Origin of the sequence: Shewanella aegiceratis, from assembly GCF_019457495.1 — a bacterium.
GTDB lineage: Bacteria > Pseudomonadota > Gammaproteobacteria > Enterobacterales > Shewanellaceae > Shewanella > Shewanella loihica.
This window is the reverse complement of sequence record NZ_CP080416.1, coordinates 3,573,010-3,594,915: the sequence shown is the minus strand read 5'-3', so window position 1 is coordinate 3,594,915 and position 21,906 is coordinate 3,573,010. Positions and strand designations below refer to the sequence as shown.

At 51.5% G+C, this 21,906-nt stretch carries 20 protein-coding genes; 6 read left to right on the top strand and 14 right to left on the bottom strand.

What is annotated here, in order from left to right; translation table 11 throughout:
* Positions 1-168: 168 nt before the first annotated feature.
* Together K0H80_RS15705 and K0H80_RS15700 are read right to left on the bottom strand one after the other, a co-directional pair.
* Positions 169-1,113, bottom strand: coding sequence for a hypothetical protein (locus K0H80_RS15705; protein ID WP_220072192.1), 945 nt, complete (start codon positions 1,111-1,113; stop codon positions 169-171).
* Between the two features lie 69 nt (positions 1,114-1,182).
* A complete protein-coding gene (locus K0H80_RS15700; RefSeq protein ID WP_220072191.1) occupies positions 1,183-3,909 on the bottom strand; it encodes a DEAD/DEAH box helicase in 2,727 nt (908 codons plus the stop codon).
* 234 nt (positions 3,910-4,143) lie between these two features.
* On the opposite strand from K0H80_RS15700, the gene K0H80_RS15695 reads away from it, so the two are divergent.
* Complete coding sequence (locus K0H80_RS15695) at positions 4,144-4,527, top strand: hypothetical protein (protein WP_220072190.1); 384 nt, start codon at positions 4,144-4,146, stop codon at positions 4,525-4,527.
* Positions 4,528-4,682: 155 nt separating this feature from the next.
* On the opposite strand, the gene hxsA is transcribed toward K0H80_RS15695, so the two are convergent.
* From hxsA to hxsD, 4 genes are read right to left on the bottom strand one after another with little or no spacing between them, the layout of a single operon-like run.
* On the bottom strand, positions 4,683-5,273 hold the full coding sequence (gene hxsA / locus K0H80_RS15690; protein ID WP_220072189.1) for a His-Xaa-Ser repeat protein HxsA: 591 nt from the start codon (positions 5,271-5,273) through the stop codon (positions 4,683-4,685).
* Complete coding sequence (hxsC, locus tag K0H80_RS15685; RefSeq protein WP_220072188.1) at positions 5,263-6,465, bottom strand: His-Xaa-Ser system radical SAM maturase HxsC; 1,203 nt, start codon at positions 6,463-6,465, stop codon at positions 5,263-5,265. The genes hxsA and hxsC overlap by 11 nt, the downstream gene beginning before the upstream one ends.
* Positions 6,458-7,939: a His-Xaa-Ser system radical SAM maturase HxsB gene (gene hxsB / locus K0H80_RS15680; protein WP_220072187.1), complete on the bottom strand. Its 1,482-nt coding sequence runs from the start codon at positions 7,937-7,939 to the stop codon at positions 6,458-6,460. Before hxsB ends, hxsC begins: the two co-directional genes overlap by 8 nt.
* Positions 7,926-8,243, bottom strand: coding sequence for a His-Xaa-Ser system protein HxsD (gene hxsD / locus K0H80_RS15675; protein ID WP_220072186.1), 318 nt, complete (start codon positions 8,241-8,243; stop codon positions 7,926-7,928). Before hxsD ends, hxsB begins: the two co-directional genes overlap by 14 nt.
* A 354-nt stretch (positions 8,244-8,597) precedes the next feature.
* Between hxsD and K0H80_RS15670 the strand changes: the two genes are divergently transcribed.
* Positions 8,598-9,005, top strand: coding sequence for a GIY-YIG nuclease family protein (locus tag K0H80_RS15670; protein ID WP_258406122.1), 408 nt, complete (start codon positions 8,598-8,600; stop codon positions 9,003-9,005).
* Positions 9,006-9,099: 94 nt separating this feature from the next.
* On the opposite strand, the gene K0H80_RS15665 is transcribed toward K0H80_RS15670, so the two are convergent.
* Complete coding sequence (locus K0H80_RS15665) at positions 9,100-9,534, bottom strand: dCMP deaminase family protein (protein ID WP_220072184.1); 435 nt, start codon at positions 9,532-9,534, stop codon at positions 9,100-9,102.
* 260 nt (positions 9,535-9,794) lie between these two features.
* Positions 9,795-10,343, bottom strand: coding sequence for a DUF2726 domain-containing protein (locus tag K0H80_RS15660; RefSeq protein WP_220072183.1), 549 nt, complete (start codon positions 10,341-10,343; stop codon positions 9,795-9,797).
* A 300-nt stretch (positions 10,344-10,643) separates the two neighbouring features.
* Between K0H80_RS15660 and K0H80_RS15655 the strand changes: the two genes are divergently transcribed.
* Positions 10,644-11,828 carry a serine hydrolase domain-containing protein gene (locus K0H80_RS15655; protein WP_258406121.1) on the top strand — a complete coding sequence of 395 codons (1,185 nt, stop codon included), beginning with the start codon at positions 10,644-10,646 and terminating at the stop codon, positions 11,826-11,828.
* 21 nt (positions 11,829-11,849) lie between these two features.
* Here the strand turns inward: K0H80_RS15655 and K0H80_RS15650 are convergent, their stop codons facing one another.
* Positions 11,850-12,746 carry an AraC family transcriptional regulator gene (locus K0H80_RS15650; protein ID WP_220072181.1) on the bottom strand — a complete coding sequence of 299 codons (897 nt, stop codon included), beginning with the start codon at positions 12,744-12,746 and terminating at the stop codon, positions 11,850-11,852.
* Between the two features lie 214 nt (positions 12,747-12,960).
* Between K0H80_RS15650 and K0H80_RS15645 the strand changes: the two genes are divergently transcribed.
* From K0H80_RS15645 to K0H80_RS15635, 3 genes are all read left to right on the top strand, one after another.
* Positions 12,961-13,449: a (R)-mandelonitrile lyase gene (locus K0H80_RS15645; protein ID WP_220072180.1), complete on the top strand. Its 489-nt coding sequence runs from the start codon at positions 12,961-12,963 to the stop codon at positions 13,447-13,449.
* A 104-nt stretch (positions 13,450-13,553) separates the two neighbouring features.
* A complete protein-coding gene (locus K0H80_RS15640) occupies positions 13,554-13,904 on the top strand; it encodes a cyclophilin-like fold protein (protein ID WP_258406120.1) in 351 nt (116 codons plus the stop codon).
* Between the two features lie 53 nt (positions 13,905-13,957).
* A complete protein-coding gene (locus tag K0H80_RS15635; RefSeq protein ID WP_220072178.1) occupies positions 13,958-15,154 on the top strand; it encodes an MFS transporter in 1,197 nt (398 codons plus the stop codon).
* A 161-nt stretch (positions 15,155-15,315) separates the two neighbouring features.
* Here K0H80_RS15635 and K0H80_RS15630 read toward each other — a convergent pair whose 3' ends face one another.
* The 5 genes from K0H80_RS15630 to K0H80_RS15610 form a co-directional block, all read right to left on the bottom strand.
* Positions 15,316-16,362, bottom strand: a complete 1,047-nt coding sequence (locus K0H80_RS15630; protein ID WP_220072177.1) for an NAD(P)-dependent alcohol dehydrogenase — start codon at positions 16,360-16,362, stop codon at positions 15,316-15,318.
* Between the two features lie 111 nt (positions 16,363-16,473).
* Positions 16,474-17,541, bottom strand: coding sequence for an alpha/beta hydrolase (locus K0H80_RS15625; protein ID WP_220072176.1), 1,068 nt, complete (start codon positions 17,539-17,541; stop codon positions 16,474-16,476).
* A gap of 312 nt (positions 17,542-17,853) precedes the next feature.
* Complete coding sequence (locus K0H80_RS15620; protein WP_011866842.1) at positions 17,854-18,174, bottom strand: carboxymuconolactone decarboxylase family protein; 321 nt, start codon at positions 18,172-18,174, stop codon at positions 17,854-17,856.
* 162 nt (positions 18,175-18,336) lie between these two features.
* On the bottom strand, positions 18,337-19,359 hold the full coding sequence (locus K0H80_RS15615) for a substrate-binding domain-containing protein (protein WP_220072175.1): 1,023 nt from the start codon (positions 19,357-19,359) through the stop codon (positions 18,337-18,339).
* A 229-nt stretch (positions 19,360-19,588) separates the two neighbouring features.
* Positions 19,589-21,655, bottom strand: coding sequence for a methyl-accepting chemotaxis protein (locus K0H80_RS15610; RefSeq protein ID WP_220072174.1), 2,067 nt, complete (start codon positions 21,653-21,655; stop codon positions 19,589-19,591).
* Between the last annotated feature and the right edge of the window lie 251 nt (positions 21,656-21,906).

The window sequence follows — 21,906 nt, the reverse complement described above, 5'->3', positions numbered from 1 at the left end:
TTCGCTGCTCATTGACTAGAGTCAACTGCGCGGCGAAAACAGCAGGCTTCCTTGTCTTATCTTCGGCAGTAACGTCATTTGGGATGTGTCTTAACACTGACCAAAATAAAAAAGCGAACCCATGTGGTTCGCTTTTTTTATGCTTGTTAGCTTTGCACGGCTGAGCCGTCAGCGGTATTGATAGTCGCAGGTGACCACGTCTCTGTCCTGGGTTGTAGTGGTGCCGTCGGGGGCGAGTCGTGTCGCGGCGATTGTCCTGTGCCAGCATTGGTTTAGGCGGATTTGATTCATTACAAAATGCTCCGCCCAAGGCCTGTTTTGATGAAAGACCTCATACTCGCTTTGGCTGAAGTTAATCAAGGGTAGTTGCTCTGCTACGCTCAAGCCGTCTTCAGCGGTTTCTGTGCTTCTCAAGCCTTCTTCGATTGTCTCTGCGATTAACCAGGTTTTGCCTGTAAGCATGAGTTTGAGGTGCAGTGCTAAGCCATGTTCACCAAGGAGTTTGACGTAAACTGTGGGTTGGTTCCCTTCGTTAATTTCGCTCTGAATGTCCGCCGCTAATAAGTTAGAAATTTCGGCCTTGCTTTGCTTGATACGGATAAGCAGAGGCTCGTCATCTTCTTCTAGCTTAAAGTCCGTGGCGTTCACTAGATTAAGCTGAGGCAGGTCGGCGAGGTAGCGGTTAAAGGCGATAAATAGCTGCCCTGCGTGACGGTTCAGGCCGTCCATGGTGTCACAGTCGCTATCACAACTGAGTGTCATGGCGGCGGAGAGGAATTTGGCGGCGCTGATTTGCGGTGTGGCTTGTCTATCAATCTCGTTACTAACTAAGGTGAGCTCGATTTCGCTCATCATATGAACCTCTTGCCCGCTCTCCAGCATGGCATCATTTCGATAGGTGAGGTTTGCCGTGTTATCGATCATGTCCTTTGTGCAGGGAGCCTCCATATGGGGATCCTGTAAGTAGGTATTTTCCAAGCTGGGGATGGCTAGGTTTTCCGCGCCCACCGACAGCCCTAAAACGAGTGTGGAGGTCAGTGATAGAGTCAGCAATAACGTCGGTAATAAAAACGGTATAGGTATCCGGTTAAGCTGTGTCATTCCCTTTGACATACTTACTATCCATTTGATCTAAAAACCTAACCTTGCGGTATTAGCTGGCCGTGGGCAATTGAATTTTCTTCAAGCGACCTCTTGGGTTTGTGCTATGCCGAACTGCTTGCAGATGTGGTCGATACACAGGGCTTGCTGCTGGCTCCACAGGCCGTAGCTTAGCGGCATCAGGCTGACGCCAGCGCGCTGCAGTAGCTTGTAGAGGTTAATCTCGAAGAAGTCCTCCCAGGGGCCGGGGTAGCCGATTAAGTCTATCGCCAGATACTGGTCGCCGTGGCGACAGAGGATATCCAGCTCCAGACCCGCCATATGGTAGGCGCGCCATACCGTAATGCCTTTTGCCTCAAGCGCCTGGGTAACCGCCTGACCGAACTCATCCAAAGCATCGACATAATTGTGTTTGGCCTCAAACTGGGTCGCCGAGGTGAGGTATTTTGCCAGCAGATTATTGTTAGGCAGCGCCGTTTCATCCAATGACAGAAACAGCCACTGGGCCTGTTTGGCGCGGGTGATGGCCACGTTAAACATATCGGCGCGGTTAAGGTAGGCCGCGGCGCGACTGTCTTGGGCGGTCACGCTGAAGGAGAGCAGCATGATGTCGCGCTCCTCGCCTTGAAAGCCGAAAGGCGTGGCGATTCGCAGCTGATGACGTTCTATCTGCGCCAGGCTGAACCGGGCCATGATCTGCTTCGACAGATACTCTGTCTGATGTCGAAAACAGGAGAGCACCCCGATGCTGGAGGGCACTAAGGCATCGGCCTGTTCCTCGATAAGCTGGCTCAGCTTGTCTATCAAGGCCTCGGCCTCGAGAAGGTTTACTCCCTTGGCATCGCGCTCACCATTAACCTGAACTCTGTGCAGGTGTCCCGAGCTGGTACAGGGCCTGTGCTGCATCACCTTGAGGGCATTTTGATAGAAGGCCTGATTACTGAACTGGATAAGCTCCGGCTTGCTGCGAAAGTGCTCGTCCAGGAAGGCAACCTGGGCCTGGGCGCTCAGCGAGCCAGATACCAGGTCGAGCATGCTGGCATCGCGGTAGCTTAGCAGTCCGCGTCTGTCGGGTGCTATACCGAGCTGGGTTTGAATGCTGGCTTGTTTCTCGCGAGAGAGAAACGAGAAGTGTCTCAGCTGTTTGCTGTCGCCCACCACTAGCGCCGCCTTGGCGCGCTGCAGTGCGGGCAGACACTCGGCAATATTGGCCTGGGTGGCCTCGTCGATGATCACCAGATCAAACATCTCCTGCTGCATGGGCAACACCCTATGCAGGTTGGCGAGGCTGGACAGCCAGATAGGAAAGGTCTGCTGCAGCGCCGAGAAGTCTGTGTTGTAAAAGGCCTCTAGCTGTTTCGCCGACTGACGTGCCCGTATCGCTTTGGCAAAGTTCACCAGGGAGCTGCGTTTGTTTTGCAATAGGCGGCTTTGTCTGTGGCTGGTGGCCAGCTGCAGATACTCAAGGCTGAGCTTCTCTTTCTGCGCAATCAGGCCGTTTAAGCTGTCCAGCACCTCCCACTGACGGGAGAAGCGCTTAATGCCGCCGTGATAGAACCAGTTAAAGTAGGGCAGGCGCCAGCGGGATTTTTGCTGCTCTAGCCTCGCCAGCTTTTGGCCGCGGCCTATGGCGCGCTTGCAATGGCGCGTAAAGCTCTGTTCCAGCTTGGCTTGCTGTCTGGTCACTATCTCGAGCTGCTTGTAGGCCTTCTGCAGCGCGATGTCAGTTACCTTCTTATTGGCGACGGGATGAATGCCGTTGAGCATGTCGTCCACCTGGGACTTGAGCTGCTTAATAAATTGCGGCGAACCGGCGCGGATCAGGCTACTGCCCAACTGAAACTGTTGCTGCAACTTATCGGCTATCACGTCCACGGCAACATCTGTGTGGGCGGCGATCAGCACCGATTTTCCGCGCAATATCTGCTCGGCGGCTATGGTGGCTATGGTGTAGCTTTTGCCCGTGCCGGGTGGGCCTGAGATCTGTCCTAGGGTGTGGTTGGCGGCGATACTCAGCGCCTGCATCTGGGCATTACTCAGCAGTCCCGGCAGGCAATCTTGCTGGGTAGCTATCTGTCGTTTGCTCTGGGGATATGGCTGCTGCTCGGCAAATAGGGCCTGTAGTGGAGGGGAAAGATCTGGTGTCGCCACCAATAGGTCGAGTTCGTGCAGTATGCCGCGACTGGCCAGGGACCGCTCGGCTAGCACCAGCTGGCTGCGATTCACCAGAAAGCCTTTGCGTTTTCGCCTTAAGCCTTCAAATTCCGCTTCATCAATCAGCTTGGGAAAATGCAGTAGCTGGGTGGCATCCACATCGGCCTGTCCGGCGCGCAGCCAGGCAATCCAGCCGCTCACGTCTGTGGGATTATCGCGCAGCTCCTGGGTTAGGCTGTGGCCTTCCACCACGAGCTTTTCAAGCAGCGCCTCGTTGATGGTAAATGGGGTCTGGCCGGTTAATGACTCGCTGGCCTGAAGAAAGATCTCATCGCCATCGGCCTGTATCTGGCACTCGCGATAGAGCAGCGGTGTAACCACCTTACGTCGCTCGCCATTGAGCTCTATGGTGCCGCTAAAGAAGAGGCTGCAATGCAGCAATACCCGCTCACGCAGATAGAGGGCGCTGCGATTCATTAACGCCGAGGCTAAGGTGTGGGGCAAGGGGAGACGGGGGAGAAAGCCACTGGCAAGCTCATCTTCACCCTGTAGCAGCAGCTGATCTTGCTCGGCCAGTTTATGACACGACCAGAGGTTGATCTCGGCGCTGTCGTGCGCGAAGCACTGTTTGTAGTAGCTCAGAATCCCTTGCAAACCCTATCCATCCCCATGGTTTATTAGCGTTGCAAGAGTAACTTAACCATTAAATTTCAACAAGGTGTGGTGGGAGATTGCGCCCTGGGTTTTGCTCTTTACCATTGCATCTGAGGCGGTTCACCAGCACAATCAAACCCTATCGACAGACCGAGGTCATTTCCGGCAGCCAAGAATAAGAGCAAGCTGGCGGGTAAAGTAAGCGAAAAGCTTACGCAAGAGGTAAAGAGAGCCATGCAGCAAGGATTCCCCATCACCATCACAGCCGATGATAGATTTTCGAGTTCACTTAAGCCCTTACTGGCCAAGCTTGAGATGTGGATTAACTTTCAGGCGCTTAAGGCAGATTGGTATGGCAAGGAAGACCATATCTTATCCTTCGACTTCACCCTGGTCAGAACCTTGGATGAAAAGGCCGAGCAGCTAATCTCAGAGAGCTGGATAGTCGAACCGGGTTACGCCTATCACTATGAGAGCAGCCGTCTGATGACCATCGCCTTCATCGCCGTTGATGACTTGCTGCAGCGAGGCACAGCCATAGAACAAGAGATAAAAAGCCGATTGGTGGCCGTCGCTAATGCTGTTGGGCAGCAGCACGGCCTCATAACTATTTCTTAAGTAAGATTTCTTTCATGTCGTCTAGTTTTGAACAATCAGTTTCAGCTGTGTTATTAGGAGATATTGTGGTTCCCATTAACCAAGACTATGAAAAATAATATTCATAGTCTTGGTTTGAAATGAATACATGGCCGAATTAAGGGCTTTCTAGATTATTAAGGTAGGGAAACCCCTAACCCAGTTAGAGTCTCTGTTGTCATGGTTCCTGTTGCTTTAAGGCCCATATCTTTTTGATACTGTTTTAATGCCAAGGCTGTATTCTGTCCCATCAATCCATCGATCGCACCAATCTTATATCCTTTCTTATAAAGGGCTATTTGCACCCTCATTATTAATGCTTTTAGTGTGTCAGGATTAGTCTGATTTGATTTTTCAGTCGTCGAACGGTTGTTAGTGGTTGCTGATGGATAGGATGGTGTTGATGGTTTTGTGTATACAGGACTTGGGCTTGAGGGGTAAGAATAAGTACCTGTTCTAGACGAATAGTGTGATCTATGGCTTGAGTGAGAGCGATGGCTCGAGTGTGACCTGTGCCCTGCATAGAGGTTTTCACTATTTGCATTTAATTGAACTTCAAAACTAACTAGTCGGTTTAATTGAGCATTGTCGATATCATCGATCGTTATTGTTGGTTGTATCCCGTACGCATTAGGAACTATTAATGTGCTAGTCCCAATGCCAGCTATTGAAATTGTAGGAATTACACCGCTAATTGATTGCCAAAAATGTTTAAGGTCAAAATGCATTGGTTGTACTCCTCTTAAATTGAATAGGTTCAATCCTTTGCTCGCCGAACCGTTGACGATGTGATTTAAAGAAACCACAGCATTGGTCAATTTTAATGCATTCATTGCATTCATCTCTGTAGCTATTTTTCCAATCAGAGATGCTCTGTGCGGCTAGGTTATGCAGTTCATCAGGCAAGTGGCACAAGGGGATGTTATATAGAACAGTATTGATTCCGGAGCTTAATAGCCGTCGAGTGCTTTCTAGTATGTTATCTTGGTATGTTATTAACTCACACCATACCGTTTCATAATTTGCTTTAGCAAATCCAATTGGTTCAATTCCCATAAGTGCAACAGTTTCCACAAATGGAAGATTTCTTTGAATGAAATCAGCAATACTTACAATGTTTTGAGCTATAGGTAGTGTTAAGACTATTCGGAGTTCTATACGCTCTCGAGCATGGCCTAAATTGTAGAGACCATGCATGGTTTTATTAAATGAGCCAATTGTTTGCGTATGATAATCGTGTTGTTGAGGCGTGGTTCCATATAGTGGAATTCCCCAAAGAATATTTTGGTGAGAAATTTGAGAGACTTTGGCTACGTAATCGTATTCCTCAAATGCACAACCGTTTGTTAGGATATGAAGCATCGTAAAAGGAAGAGCTTCTTTAGCATGTTTGAGTAATTCGAGAAAGTCTGTGCCCAACAGTGTTGGTTCACCACCACTAATTCCCAATACCTGCACATCTTGATCAATTAAGTCTAATAGTTGATGGCATTCATCTATACGCCAACTATCTTCTATTTCTTTAGGGGGTTGAGAGCACATGATGCATTTGTGATCACAATTTTCTGTGACAAATAGTAAGTTAGAGTTACTTTTTCTCCGATAGAGAATGTCTATTCGATTTTGACTTACTAATATTACATCCCCGGTACTTATAGCGTGTGGTAATTCTAACTTGGTAATCTGGGGGATTCGCGCAATATTAGGTCGTTCAGACTGATTGTCTGTTATTATAATAGCCCCCCAACCAATTGACAGAATCTCGCTCAAATCTGCACTGTACTCATGTAATAATAGGCAGTGTTTTTTACTGAATTGTCCAGTTGAGACAAACTCCTGTAAGTCTATGACCTTGTATAGTTGAGAACTGTTTAGAAAATCTACGTTTGCTGTTGTTTTCAAGGGAACGCCATTACGCATGATTCAGTTCTCCTTGATACGAACTGTAGCGATTATTAGGAAGCCAAGTGTAAAATACAGAACGATTTGAACTATCTTCAAGTAGCTGAAAAATATTTCGATAAAGAAATTTTTGTTTTTGGCAAAAAGCGCTGAAAGTGCGATGTCCAATCATATCCCCATAGCGAGAATAGTTTTGGATAGGGTTTGCTCCACAGTAAGGTAAATATACACAGTCCGAGCAACCTGGAAGGGACTCTGCTACGCCTGCTTGCAAGATGGTATGAAGTTGCTTGGAGGAAATTAAGTTGTTAAGAGGCTCATAAACCGAGCCTAATGCTAGTGAATTATCGCCCATTTCCACTAGCATTCTTGATTCATCTGATGGGTAAACTTTTCCATCGTAGTTATAAACTAGGACTCCCGTACCGTCTCCGCATGGAGAGCGCATATCCACGTATCCGGTAGCTTGAGGTGTCAATATATTGTTCAGCGCTAATGAAGCATTTACTTCGTCTAAACGAAATCCGCATTTATTTATTTGAATTATGTAGTTCAGTGATTCTTTATAAAATTTATTAAATTCTTCAGATGTATACCCCACCTTACTTTCTTTTTTTACAGCAAATCCATACATGTTCAAAGGTCTTAGAAAAATAGAGTGAAACCCTAGTTGAACATATTCATCTATGATGGCTTTTGACGATGATAAGCTGCTCTTGGTGATAGTTGTCATGCCTGCTATTTTGTCATGCCCTAATATTTTTCTTGCTTGTTCTAGACCTTTTAAAGTGCTCTCGTAACTATTTGAATGACAACTAGGTCTATTCTTCTTATGTAACCATTCGGGACCATCAACTGATGTTGATATGTGAACGTCGTGTTGATGGAAAAACTCAAGCATTTCTTCATTTATATTTTGAAGGCTTGTTGCGACAACAAATTGTAAGTTCTTATTATGATGAGTGTTTTGTTCTACGCTTAACTCAATAATGAATTTCATCACGTCAAATGCGAGTAAAGGTTCCCCTCCTTGAAATTCAACAGTAAGATTTTTTGCTGGGCATTCGAACATACGATAAACAGACTGCCTTGCTACATGAAGTGGCATATCGTATTTCTTTGCATCTGGATTTCGGCGAGTGACTTGACAGTAATCACACGAGTTTTCACACCTTAAAGTCAATACGAAAATGTGAAGTGCAGGCCCATCAAAAATGAAAGATTTTCTCGCTTTATATTTGGAGCAGAATGTCCGCAATGAATAATTGTTCTCTTCAGTGTAAACAAATGACTTGGAGTAAAGTTTTTGGAAGGCCATACAACTAGGCTCTAAGGAGCCATTCACTAGCATCTCTAACTCATGATTGTTCAGATAGCAGTGTTCGCCGACTTCATTGACCAGTAAACAGCTGTTAGGGCCAATTCGTTCAAATCGAAATGGTAGTAATTGGTAGTTTTTAGGGGAGTACAGCTCGGGATCATTTATTTTCATTTTCCAGAGCCTTATGAGAATTACTTAGTGCTGCCTCAATTAAAACTTCTCTAATCTTTTGAGTTTTATAGGAAATTTTCTCTCGTAATTGGTAGTCAATAACCGATGTCCTTAGATGATTTAGAATCTCTTCAATTGATTCTAGGCATTCTTTTTGCTTTTTTACTGAGACTAAGATGTTCTTATTCTTTCTTGTTACTTCGAAGACGGCTAGCGACGCTAATTCATAGCATGCTTTAAGGATTGCTTCTTGGCTGAAAATTTCGCCATCAAATGATACGGCCACATCTGAAGAGTTGGACATGAAAGTGCTCTTCCTTGAGAGTAAGTTGAACTTCTGTGTTGGTTGATAAACAAACTACACGATCAATTGACAAAGAAAGTGTACTCAGATCAAATTTTTCCTGGATTTTAGTACTTAGATGTTTGAAATAGTTTGTATAGGTGCACCCTCTTTTTTTTCACTTTTTAAATTTTAATGAAGGGAGCAGCCTTATCGTTTTGAGCTGGGAGAGTTATTTGTTTGCGAGGTAAAATGGTGTTTCTCTCTGTCGACTCTAAGGTAGACTCGTGAAGAGCAAGCGTAATTAATCAAGGAAGTAGAGGCTATATGTGATTTTCTAATACTAATGATCCCCATGGACCTGGGTTTATCTATGTGATGCGTGAGCCCGAAAACCTCAATCAGATTAAGATTGGACTCAGCATAGACCCTATTCGCCGTGCTCGTGACTTGGATACGACTGGCCGCGCTCAAGAACTCGATGTTTATTTTGCCATGCAGGTCGACGACATGAAGAAAGTCGAGACCATTATTCATAATTACTTTGACCACCTGAGGTATTCGGGCACAGAGTTTTTTATGGTGGTGCACCCGCTGCAAGAGGTAGATCTTGGCAATCCCAAGTATCTGGATGAGTTGACCATGGATATCTATCTGGATACGCGTATTGAGGAGATCTGTGACGGTCTAAGTTCAATAGGGATCAAGTGGCACGAGGTTTCGATTTCCTATCTACGTCAGAAGCATTTTGAGAGTGAAAATAACGGTGGAGGATTTTGGTAAGTATTTAGCGAGTACTGAGAGACGGATTTAGAGACAGTCAGTGTAGAGCAGGCTCATCATTGGCTTGCTCTACTACAAGAAATTCGTTACAGGCCTAATCAACCTGCATCCAATCGACTTCTACACCTGCCTGGTCAAACATATCCTGGCTGACCTTAATCTTATCGCCCCAGCGGGAGAGGAAGTCGTCGCTGGGTTGTGGGCTGTGGACTACCTTTAGCCCAGTCTGGATGATCTTGGCGGCGCAGTTGGGGCAAGGAAAGTGGGTCACCCAGATCTCGCAGCTGCTGAGATCCCGCTTGGCGTAGAGAATGGCGTTCTCTTCGGCGTGCAGGGTCTTGAGCAGTTTCATCTCGCGGTTGTCTGTCTCGGCGCTGTCGGAGATCCCGCGCGGGTAGCCGTTGAATCCCAGTGAGACAATGCGGTTGTTTTCAGTGATCACGGCGCCCACTTGGGTGGAGGGGTCTTTACTCCAAGAGGCTACCAGTTCGGCCATTTGTAAAAAACGTATCGCCCATTTGCTCATCATCTACTTAGGGTTCCTATTCTATATGGCTGAATATATTGACTTAACCAGAAACAATTCTCTGTCGAGAACAATGATAAATCAAGCCGCGCCCAACACAAAGCAAAGTCTGGCGGATTGAGTGTTCTTGCGCTAATTCATCACTACTCACAGCTCAAAACTAACTCATTAAAGCTAACTCATTAACACTGGCTCATTAAAAACCATGGGGATGGCATTGGCTTTTTTCCAAGGCTCTGGCTATTTTCCAAGGCCCTGGCCGGTCAATCTCTACTCGCGATTATCTGGGGAATGGTTTCAATCTCGGGTTCAAAATCCGGCTCGAGTGTCGACGCGATAGTGGTTCTTACGCTTTCGACATGATAACTGCGTTTGGCGTCGAACCGAATCAGAGGAAGCCCCGCGGTGCGGCAGGCATCCTCCACCAGTTGGTCGCGCGCTATGGTCTTGGCTTGTTTGTGGCTCTTGTCGTCGAGTTCGATGGCGGCGATAACGTCCAGGGTCTGTTTATCGCAGAGGAGATAATCAAAGTGCTTGGCCGAGATCTTGTTGAAGGCATTTTGCCAGTGTTGGCGCGTCATCCCTTTTTCTGGAGTGAGCACATCGGCAATGCGTACCTTGCCAAGGATACGGTATTGCTCGCCAACGGCGCTATCTAACACCCCCAGAAACGAACGCTCGGCGGGGGTAAACAGGGCTTTATGTTTACGATATTGGTAGTGGCGACTGCTAGTGCTACTGCCTAGTCGCGACAGCAGGGTCAAAATGATGATAAAGCCAAAGGCCATTGCGAATAAAAGGTTGAGGTTCATCGAACATCCATCTCTTGAGGTTGGCGTCATTGCCGGTTGATTTGTTTGCACAATAAGCCTTGTTCCTCGCTTTTTCAACTCGCCATCTTTTCAGTAGCAGCTTTGCCAACTTTGCTTGAATCCCAATCGAAACCAGACTAGCTTGGGGTATTGCAATGGATGGTCGGTTTTTAAGCTGGCTGAGTGCGGATCCTGGATGCAGGATGACAAAGGGAGTGCCAAATGATGTTGAAAAATATGTGGGAACAGCGCAAGTCTAGAACGGATAAAGCGGAGCCGAGAGCATGGGTGAGTAACCTGATGAGTGCTGTGATGGTCACCTTTGCCAGTATCCTAGCCGGTGTCCTGGTCAGTGGCTGCAACAGTGACGATGAGGAGGCGCTAAACGCCATCGACTCGGCCAAGATGCAGCAGACGGTGGCAGAGCTGGCCGAGGATATGCTGGTGCCGGGCGCCGTGGTGATACTGCATACCCCCAAGGGGAACTTTGAGTACAACTATGGGGTGAGCCGGTATGGCGGCAGCGAGCCGACCCGTTTCGATCAGCACCTGCGGATTGGTTCCAATACCAAGACCTGGGTCGGCACTATCATTTTGCAGATGGTGCAGGAGGGCAAGCTCCAGCTAGAAGATCCTGTGGCCATGCACTGGACTGGCGTGCCGAGCGGCGAGCAGATCACCATAGCTCAGCTGCTGTCGATGGAGAGCGGCCTACATAACTACACCACCACATTGGCGCTGAATCAGATCTTAGATCAGGATCCCGCTTATGCTTGGCCCCAAGCTGAGCTGCTTAAGCTGAGTTTTGACTCTCCGCTGGATTTTATGCCGGGCACAGACTTTGGCTATTCCAACACTAATACGGTATTGCTTGGCCTGATCGCCCAGAAGCTCGATGACAGCACCTTGCCTGAGATCATGCAGCGCCGCCTGTTTGCTCCCCTAGGCATGACACAAACCCTGTTTCCTGAGATCACCGATAACGTCCTGCCCGAGCCCTACGCCCACGGCTATATGTATGGCACCAATGTGTTGACCATGGATGGGGCGCTGCCTGAGGCGATGCAGCAGGAGGCGCGTGATGGGGTGATAATGCCGGGGGATCAGACTGAGGCTAATCCCTCCTGGGGCTGGGCGGCCGGCGCGGGGATCTCTACCGCCAGAGAGCTGCTGGTCTGGGTCGAGGCCTTGGTTGGCGGAAAACTGTTAAATGAGGAGATGCAGAAACTGCGTCTGGCAAGCGTTAAGCCTATCGATCCCGACAATCCTAACACCGCCTACTATGGCCTGGGCATAGCCAAATTTGGTCAGCTCTATGGCCATACCGGCGAGCTGCCGGGTTATAACTCTTTCATGGGCCATGACCCAGACAACAAGGTTAGCCTGGTGGTCTGGACCAACCTGGCGCCTAGCGTGGATGGGCGTGACCCGGCCACCACGATTGCGGCGGCGCTCATCAATCAAGTCTACCGGCCGGTTAACTAAAATCTCTGTCTAAATCGCTGCTTACTGCCAGTGGGTCGCCACATCCTTCTTGGGTGAGGCGCCAAACAGGCGGGAATATTCCCGGGAGAATTGCGACGGGCTCTCGTAGCCCACGCGATAGGCGGCGGCCGAGGCGTCGATGTCTTCCCCCAGCATGAGGCGGCGCGCCTCTAACAGCCTGAGGCGTTTTTGATATTGCAGCGGGCTCATGGAGGTGAGCTGGCGAAAATGGTGGTGAAAGGTGGATTTACTCATTCTGGCCATGTCTGCCAGGCTGTCGACGCTCAGATGTTGGTCGTAATGCACCTTGAGCCACTCTATGGTGCGGGCGATACGCAGCCCATGACTACCGGCCGAGACAATCTGACGCAGGCGGGCGCCTTGTTCGCTCATCAACACGCGCCAATAGATCTCGCGTTTAATCAGCGGTGCCAGCACGGCAATGGATTCGGGTTCATCCAGCAGGTTAACCAGGCGTGAGATAGCCCCCAGCAACTTAGGTGTGGTGGCGCCTAATATCATCCCCTGATCCGATGCGGTTTCTTTCTGCATCGTCAGCGGTGTCTGCAACATCAGGTCGCTCATCACTGCCAGATCCAACTTGATCACTACACCCAGATAGGGCACCTCTTCGCTGGCCTCTAACACCTGCATCTTGGCGGGCAGATCCAGCGAGGTGATTAAGAAGCGTGACGGATCGTAGCGAAAGGTCTGCTCCCCCAGGGTCATCGCCTTGGCCCCTTGCACCACCAGGGCTATGCTGGGCTCGACGACGCAGACTGAGCAGCTGGTAGGCGCCGACTGGCGATAAAAGTCCAATCCTGCAATCTCGGTTTCACACCAGTCGACGCCCTGAGTGCGGCGCTCGACCTCTTTGGCGATGGCCGCAGAGAGAGACGGGATCACTTTGTCTTGCATTGGTTGGCCTCCTCGATAGCAGGCGAATGGATGTTTGTCGTTGCAGTAAGTGTAAGCCAATCGCGCTGGCACTTAACGGATTAATCTGCCATTTCGGAGGATTAGGCAAGCATTTGCCAGTAATGGACTATAGATCGCCCCGGCAAGCTGAAAAAATGGTGCCATCTGGTCTGGTGCACGCCAGCGTGTCGTTTTGCTCCCGCTAGGAGGGTCTATGAAATCCATCATCTCTGCATTCGTTATTTCCTCATCCTTACTCGGCCTCAGTGGCCAGGTGGTGGGGGAGACGCTCCCGCCGCCATCGATCAGCGTCGCGAGCAATGGCACTCAGCTGCCCATGCAGGGCCTGGAGCCCTATTTTATCGGTAAAACACGGGTCGAACCTCTGTTCGGCGCCAAGGGCGAGGGCCGCACCTCGGGCGCCATGGTGACCTTCGAGCCGGGCAGTCGCACCAACTGGCATACTCATCCCATAGGCCAAACCCTCATCGTTACCAGTGGTCTGGGCTGGGTGCAGCAGTGGGATGGTAAGCGCATCGAGATAACCCCGGGCGATGTGGTGCAGATCCCGGCCAATGTGAAGCATTGGCATGGCGCCACCGACAAGACGGCGATGAGCCACATCGCGGTGCAGGAGGCGAAAGAGGGCAGCGTCGTAAACTGGCTGGAGCCGGTCAGCACCGCCCAGTATCAGGGGCATTGAGTGACGCGAACCATTCGTTGGCGCAGCAATCCTTGGCAGACCCTGTTTCGGTAGCGCCAGCCTTGGGTAAGCACACTTTTGATAATCAGAGACGGGCGATGACGATGAAGATTCAGCTTGTGGTTAAGGGCGAGCGCCTGAGCGCCACCCTGGCCGATAACCCAACGGCGCGGGATTTCTATGCCCTGTTGCCGCTGCGGCTCACCCTGAAAGATTATGCCCAAACGGAGAAGATAGCCTATCTGCCGCGTAAGCTGACCACCGACTCGGCTCCCGAGGGGGCCAAAGGCAGATTGGGCGATATCTGCTACTACGCCCCCTGGGGAAATCTGGCCATTTTCTATCGCGACTTTGGCTACGCCGCCGGGCTGATCACTCTGGCGCATATCGATGGCGATCTCGGCGCGCTCACTATGGCAGATAGCCTTGAGGTGGTGATCGAGGCGGCAGAGTAAGTTTTAGGTTTCATCATTGCAGTTTTAGCCTAAGGAAACTGGAGTAGTACACCATGAGATTAGCAACGGGCAGTGCATTTGTGATTGCCGCAACGGCTTTTATCTTGGTGTTTGCGACAGCCGGCGCCCCCATATCGCTATTTAATAGCTACCGGCTAGACGATGGTCTTTCTAATGCAGATCTTGGTCTGGTTTCCTTAGGCTATTTTTTTTCTGCCGCCACTGCGCTTATCGTGTTTGGTCGCCTGTCTAATGTTGTTGGCCGTAAGCCCATGGCCCTCACCGCGCTGCTGTGCGCCGTAGCCTCCTGTTGTTTACTGCTCAATATGCAGCATATCCTTGTGCTGTTTGCCGCCAGAGTGCTGCAAGGCTTTGCCTGTGGTATCGCCACCGGCAGCATAGGCGCCTATGTGGTGGACACCTCACGCGGTCGCCCCGCCTGGTTGGTGGCGGCAATTACCAGTACCTCTCCCATGATAGGTATCTCAAGTGGCGCCATTGCAAGCGGGGCCTTGGTCACCTGGGCGCCTATGCCGAGGATGCTGATCTTCATCTTGCTGATTACTATATTATCTATCTGTTTATTCTTGTTTTTATTCTCGCCAGAAAGCGTCAAGGCGCGTGCTGATGTATATGCTAGTGCGTTGGCCTCGCTGCGCCCGCGCCTCTATTTTCCGACCGAGCGAAAGTGGGCGTTTCTGACCCTGGCCGGTGTGGTGGTTGCCACCTGGTCGCTGGGCGCCTTCTATCAAGCCTTTGGCCCTTCGATTGTGGCCGAGCAGCTCGGCACTAACAGCCCCATCCTGGCTGCGCTGGCTTTCTCCTCTGTGATGATACTGACACCTATGGGCGGCTATCTCACCAGTGGCCTGACGCCGAGGCGCGCCGTGCTGCTTGGCATGCTGCTCTATATCGGCGCGGCGCTGATGATCCTCGTCTCGCTGGACAATGGCTGGCTGCCGGCTTTCCTGTGCGCCAGCCTGCTGGTGGGCATAGCCCAAGGGGCGGCGACCACGGCCTGCTTTAATGTCTTGTTGGCAGGGGTGACGGTGGAGCAAAGGGCTGGCTTACTCTCTAGCGTCTTCGTGATCTCCTACGCCGGCGCCGTTGTACCTGGGCTGGTGGCCAGCCTGGCGGCGAGCAGCTTTAGCGTGTTTCAGATCTGCATCGGCTATGTGGTTCTGGGAGTGGCGGCGGCCATCGCCGCTATGTTGACATCATTCAGGCTCGAAAGCGATCACAGCTTGTGAGCGGGCGGCAGAGGCGGCTTGACGCGAGGAGAGTTGAAAAGATGAAGCAAGTGATAAAAAAGGCGCCGATGGGCGCCTTTTTAGTTTGGGTGAATTGTTAGTGGGCTTGCTCAGATGGCTTGCTCAGCTGGCTCGCTGAACTGGATTGCCATCGAGCCGGATTAGAAGCTTGATGCCTGCATGTCGATGACGAAACGATAACGCACGTCGGCCCGTTCGAGCCGTTCAAATGCCTGATTGATCTCCTCCATTTTGATCATCTCCACTTCCGGCAGAATGTTCATCTTGGCGCAGAAGTCGAGCATCTCCTGGGTCTGCGCGATACCGCCTATGAGCGAGGCGGCTATACGGCGGCGTCCCATGACCATAGGCACGGTATTGACCTCGGCAATGGGGCCTACCTGGCCGACTAGGGTCAGGGTGCCGTCTACCTTGAGCAGCGGCAGGTAAGGGGTGATGTCATGTTTTACCGGCACAGTGTCGAGTATCAGATCGAAACGATTGGCCGATAGTTCCATGCTTTCTGGCTCGCTGGAGAGTAGAAAATCGTTGGCACCCAAGTCGAGGGCATCGCCCTGTTTATCCTGGGAGCGGCTGATCACTGTTACATGGGCGCCCATGGCGACGGCGAGTTTAATCGCCATATGACCTAAGCCGCCCATGCCTATGATGGCCACCTGGCTGCCGGGGCCGACGTTCCAGGTTCTTAGGGGCGAGTAGGTGGTGATCCCGGCGCACAGCAAGGGGGCCGCCTTGGCGAGATCCAGCGACTTAGGGATGCTGAGTACAAACTCCTGTCTCACCACTATGTGTTTGGCAAAGCCGCCCTTGGTGATCTCCTGGGTGTGACGATCGACGCTGTTATAGGTTTGGGTGAATCCCGCTTCGCAAAACTGCTCCTCGCCGCTATGGCACTGGCTGCAGCTCTGGCAACTGTCGACCATGCAGCCCACGGCCACCTGATCGCCAACCTGATAACGGCTGACCTGGCTGCCGACCTCGACCACGCGGCCGACGATTTCATGGCCGGGCACTGTGGGGAAGATTGTCCAGCCCCAGTCGTTGTTGACCGTGTGCAGGTCGCTGTGACACACGCCGCTGTAGAGGATCTCGATGGCGACATCATCTTCTCTGAGGGGGCGGCAGTCATATTCATAGGGTTGTAATGGACTATGGGCCGACTCGGCGGCATATCCGATGGTTTTCATCTTGACTCCATTTAGGCTGTCAGCCGTTAATTGGCTGAATAAATGAGAGATTCTGATGCGTAGGTGAGGTCAAACTGAGCATCAGAATCTCGCGTAATAGCCGGTGCTAAATCAAAGGTTATTGGTGAAGAATGTGCTGATCTTGTCGAAGGGGATCAGCTCGACCCTGTCGTAAAGGTCGACATGGCCGGCGTCCTCGACCAGGTAGAGCTCTTTGGGCTCGGCGGCGAGGGCGTAGGCTTGCTGGCTAAACTCGATAGAGTGCGCATGCTCGCCAGCAATAAACAGCAGAGGGCGCGGCGAGATGGTCTCGATGTCGTTAAAGGGATAGAAGTTCATAAACTTGGTATTGCTGCTCAAGGTTGGGTGCGTCGTCAGTTCGGGTGACGAACCTGCTGGCGTGTATTCACCCCTTGGCGTGCGATAGAAGTCGTAAAACTCTTTGGCGATCGGGTGAGAGTTTTCATCTACTTCATGGGGTGTGCCGCCCGTGTATTGGGTCTCACCGCCGGTAAATTCGACGTAACGTTGCTCGGCCGCTGCGGCGATGATCTGCTTGCGCTGCTCGAGGGTTTGCACCTTGCCATACAGGTGACGGCTAAAGCCGCCCATGTCGTACATGCTTACTGTGGCGATGGCCTTCATGCGAGGGTCTATCTTGGCGGCGCTGATGGCGAATCCGCCGCTACCACACACGCCTAGCACACCGATACGCTCGCGCTCGACGAAGTCGCGGGTGCCTAAGAAGTCTACGGCGGCGCTAAAGTCCTCGGCATACATGTCGGGTAATACGGCATTGCGTGGCTCGCCTTCACTCTCGCCCCAGAAGGAGAGATCGATCGCCAGGGTGACAAAGCCACGCTCGGCCAATTGCTGGGCGTAGAGCACGGCGCTCTGCTCTTTGACCGCGCCCATGGGATGGCCGACTATGATGGCGGCGCGTTTCTCACCGGGCTTGATATTGTCAGGCAGGTAGAGATTGCCGGTAACATTCATCTTGTACTGATTCTTAAAGGTCACTTTCTTCATGGTGAGTTGCTCGCTGTGATAGAAATTGTTGGCACCTCGGGAGAGGTCTGCTTGATAGTCGGATGGGGCGGCGATGGTGCCGCCGATAGAGGCTAAGCCTGCCGATCCCATCAGGGTCGTCAGGGCTAATGCGGTTAGCGTTTTCTTCATCTCGATTCCTGTGTATTGGTTTAAATTGGCTATGGCTAAATTGTCGATAATTTGGTCGCCGACTTGAATACACGAAAATCGTGCATGCTTGCCTAAAAGTCCGAATGCTTGATTTGGGTTTGGGTTTGGGCTTGGGCTTGGGCTTGGTTTGGACGTGAGTTTGGACGTGAGTTTGGGGGCGATTTCGTTGTGGGTTTTGGCTTTACGCTGATCTTGCATGTCAGCGTAAGACGGTCAGGGCAAGGCAATGGGGCTTATTGTCTATGGCCTTGCGCTGGCCTAGGTGAGGTGGATTATGCCTCTCGAATCAGTTTAGGCTTCGGCGAAGACCTCTTGGGCGACTTGAATTGCCGTCATCGAGCTTGGCCAACCGGCATAGAACGCCAGTTGGGTGATCACTTCAATCAGTTCCTGCTCTGTAAGACCATTCTCTCTGGCCTTGGCGAGGTGAAAGCGCAATTGGTCGGGTCTGTGCTGGGTGATGAGGGCCGCCACAGTGATCAGGCTTCTGTCTCGCTGGGATAGCTCATCGCCGCCCCATACTGGACCGAAGAGTACCTCGTCGGTTAACTGGGCAAGCTTGGGGGCGAACTCGCCAAAAATTTGCTGGGCGACACCTGGGGTTTTAGACATCTCTGCCTCCTAAATACAATGAGTCTGTTCATCGATTATGGTAGGACATTCCCCGTTTTTTTCGCTTGCCTGAAACTGTCGCGTCATTGCTTATTCGTGCGAGATGTCGAATTTAGTGAATGGTGGGGCGTGATGAGAATAGCGCTTAGCTAAGCCTTAGCCTCAGTCGCTGGCGCTCTTGGTGCAGGTCTCGGCGTTTTCCGGTGTGCAGAGTTTGATGGGGGTAAAGACTATTTGCTCGAAGGCCTGGTCGCTGACAATTTTGTGCAGGGTGAAGATCGCCTGGCGGCCCATCTCATAGGGGCTCTGGCCTATGTTGGTATGGGCGAGGCGGTCTTGCAGCATGGCCAGTTGAGGCGGCGCCGCATCTGAGATAATCACGACTATCTCTTTGTTATTTAGCTTGATTTTATAGGGCGCTATCATCTTGCGATACAGGGCCTCATCGTTTTGCGGCCAGCCACCTACGGCGATAAAGGAGTCGGCCTTGATGGGCTTGCCTTTCATGACAGACTCCATCTGCTTCACCGCCTGACTGAGCTGATCGAAGTTAGAGAAGGGCTCCCTGATCTCTGTCCAGCCGTTGTCATCCTGCAGCCGCTTGCCCGGTGGAGTAGTGTAGCGTTTGCCAGACAGAGCGCTACGAATGCCCATGATCCTGAGGTTGAGATTGGGGGAGTCGGGGCGGCCGGTTTGGATGATCAGAGTGCCGCCATTGGGCCTGAGTTTTTTGAGTTGCTCACCCAGTGCCAGGCCAAAGGCAAAGTTGTCGGTACCTATGTAGGCGCGTCTTAGATCTTGATGCTCTGCCAGGGTTGGGGCGTCGAAATCTGAGTCGTAGGTGATCACCGGGATACCGGCGGCCTTGGCCTTGGTGAGACTGTTTTCGGCGAGAAATTTAGATTGGGTGATGGCCACGGCAATGCCGTCTATGCCTTGGTCGATAAGCTGCTCGATCACCTTATCTTGCAGTCTCACGCTGGAGATCTCTGGCCCCAGATAGATACACTCGACATCCTTGAGCTGTCTTGCGGCGGCTTCGCAGCCAAGCTTACTCTGGTCGAAGAAGGCGCCGTAAAATTTTGGCACTACGGCGAATCTCAGGGTTTTGGCACTGAAATCGGCGCTGAGCGTGGTGGTGGCCAGTAAGGTCAGCGAGATGAGTGTGATGAGTAACCGAGTCACGATAGCCTCTCGAATCCATTTCCTAATACTAAGGTATTGGCAACTAACGTCTTGATAAGCATAGCTATATCAAGCCAGGTCAAGATTTTACATTTTGATAACCAAATGTAGCAAAGTGATACGGCTAAAGATATGTGTTGGATCAAGAATTTTCGGTGATAAATGCGCGTAAAACTAAGCGGGCTAAAGGTGTCGGCGCCTCTATCAGAGCAGAGGCGCCGAAACTAGCCTAGGCTAGCTTGAATTTACTCACCATGGCGCTGAGCTGTTGATTGGCGGCCGACAGGCTCTGGGTGCTTTCCAGTGTCTGCTGGCCATTTTGCAGCAGGGTCTGGGCCATTGCCTCTATGGTGTGCATGTTTTGGCTGATCTCGGCCGTTACCACACTCTGCTGCTCTGAGGCGCTGGCGATCTGGCCGCCTAGGTCGTTGATCTCGGCGATGGAGTCGGTGACGGCGCTCAGGTTTGAGGTGACGCGGGCGGTATTTTGGGTGACCTGCTGGCAGCTGTTTTGGGTTTCCAGCATCAGTTGTTCGGCGGTGTCGGCGTCGCGTCTCAGGGTGGAGAGGATCTGCTCTATCTGTGTGGTGCAGGACTGGGTGCGTGAGGCGAGTGAGCGCACCTCATCGGCCACTACGGCAAAGCCGCGTCCCTGTTCGCCGGCCCGGGCCGCCTCGATGGCGGCATTGAGTGCCAGCAGGTTGGTCTGATCGGCGATCTCCTTGATCACCCCCAATACCGAGATGATCTGATTGGTGTTCTCGCTCATGGTGTGAATGCTCTGGCTGGCCGAGTTCATCTCATTCGCCAGTGACTGGACGCTGCCGGCGGCATCTGAGACAGTGAGGGTCGAGGTCTTGGCCTCTTCGTTTGCCTGATGCGTGCTGGCGGCCATCTTGCCCGCGCTCTGGGCCACGGCGTCTGCCGAGGCATTCATCTGGGTGATGGCGGTGACCACAAGCTCAGTCTCGCTGCTGTGTTTACTCAGCGCCTGACGATTGTTTTCCGAGTGGCTGTCGAGTTGGCCTATCCCTTGGGTGATCTTCTGTGAGGCGTGGGAGATCTCCAGCATCATGGCCTGCAGGTAGCCGATGAAGCTGTTAACCGAGTGGCCGATGGCCGCCAGTTCATCCTTGCTGGATATGGCCAGCCTGGAGGTGAGGTCGGCGTCGCCGGTGGAGAGGGTGTCGATGCGGTTTTTCAGCATCACCATGTCGGCGATGATCTTGTTGAGCAGGAATACGCAAAACGCCAGGGCGATGATGATAAGCAGGCTGGCAATGGCGATGCTGCGGTAAATTTTCTGTTTGAATATCGCCTCAGTGCCGTCGGTGAGCCCCTGTTCGATGGCGCTGATGTTGGACTCATAGGTGCCCGTGCCTACCACCCAGCCCCACTCGGGGAGGATCTTTCTGACATAGGCGATCTGCGTCTCTTGGCTGTGGGTCTTAGGGTCGGTGACAGGTAAGGCGACGAAGGCATCCGCTTGGTTGCCGAGCGCCTGTTTCGCCTTGGCGGCGTTTGGCGTGACTTGGCCTATGAGAGATGACTGCGAGTGGGCCAATATCTTGCCGTCACTGTCCTGTACCCAGAAGTGGCCGTCTTCGCCAAACTTGGCCGCCAGCACGGTCTGCAGCGCGCTGTTAAGTTTGTCTTGTTTCAATGTGCTGACATATTCCCCGGTGGCGATCACCAGGTTGAGCGGCTCGAAGTAGAAGGAGGCCGAGAGTTTCTCCTCTACCTGACCGGTCGATGGATTGGAGAAGAAGTAGCTGGTAAATCCAATAGGATTGGCTCTGGCAGCGGCGACTATGTCCCGGGCATAGTAGTTACCTTTCTCGTCCAGGGCATCGCGGCTGTTACCCATGGAGACGCCGCCCATGCCGGACGCCTCATTCTCCAGGGTGTCGGCGTTGTAGGCAAACAGGTAGCGGCCGTTACCCCATTGATACTCATTGAGGAAGGTGTAGACCATCATGGCGGCATCGTCGGTGAGGTTGTTCTCGTACATGCGATTAATAACATCGCGGAACATCTTTATCTCATCCCCCAGCGCCTGCTTGATATTGGCTTCTCGGGACTGTTGGTAGAAGTCGTTGACGGAGCGGCTGAGGGTGTCGACTTGGCCGATGAGGTTCTGTTTGATGAGGGCTTCAACCTGTTGGTTGATGTTGCTTTGTTCCTGCTTAAGGACTTCTTGCGCGATGATATAGGTGTTGATGATAAACAAGCCCGATACCGCGACAAGTAAAGCACCTACTAATATGATTAGTTTAGCTTTTATTGTTATTTTCATAAAAACCAGCCTAAGACAATTTTGACTAGATATAAGAAAAATCTAATGGATATTAAGTGGCAAAATTAACCCAAAGGCAATCTGGTGTTTACAGAAGCGTGATGTGGATGCAACTTGCTTGGCGCAAATGAGAGTTGATTAACAGATATGGCCAAGAGGTGAGCCAGGTGGCATTTAAGCTGAATCTAACTGATTGGCTAGGTTAGCAAATATGGCTAGACCTATAGTGCTGAAGAGGGAAGAGAAGACGT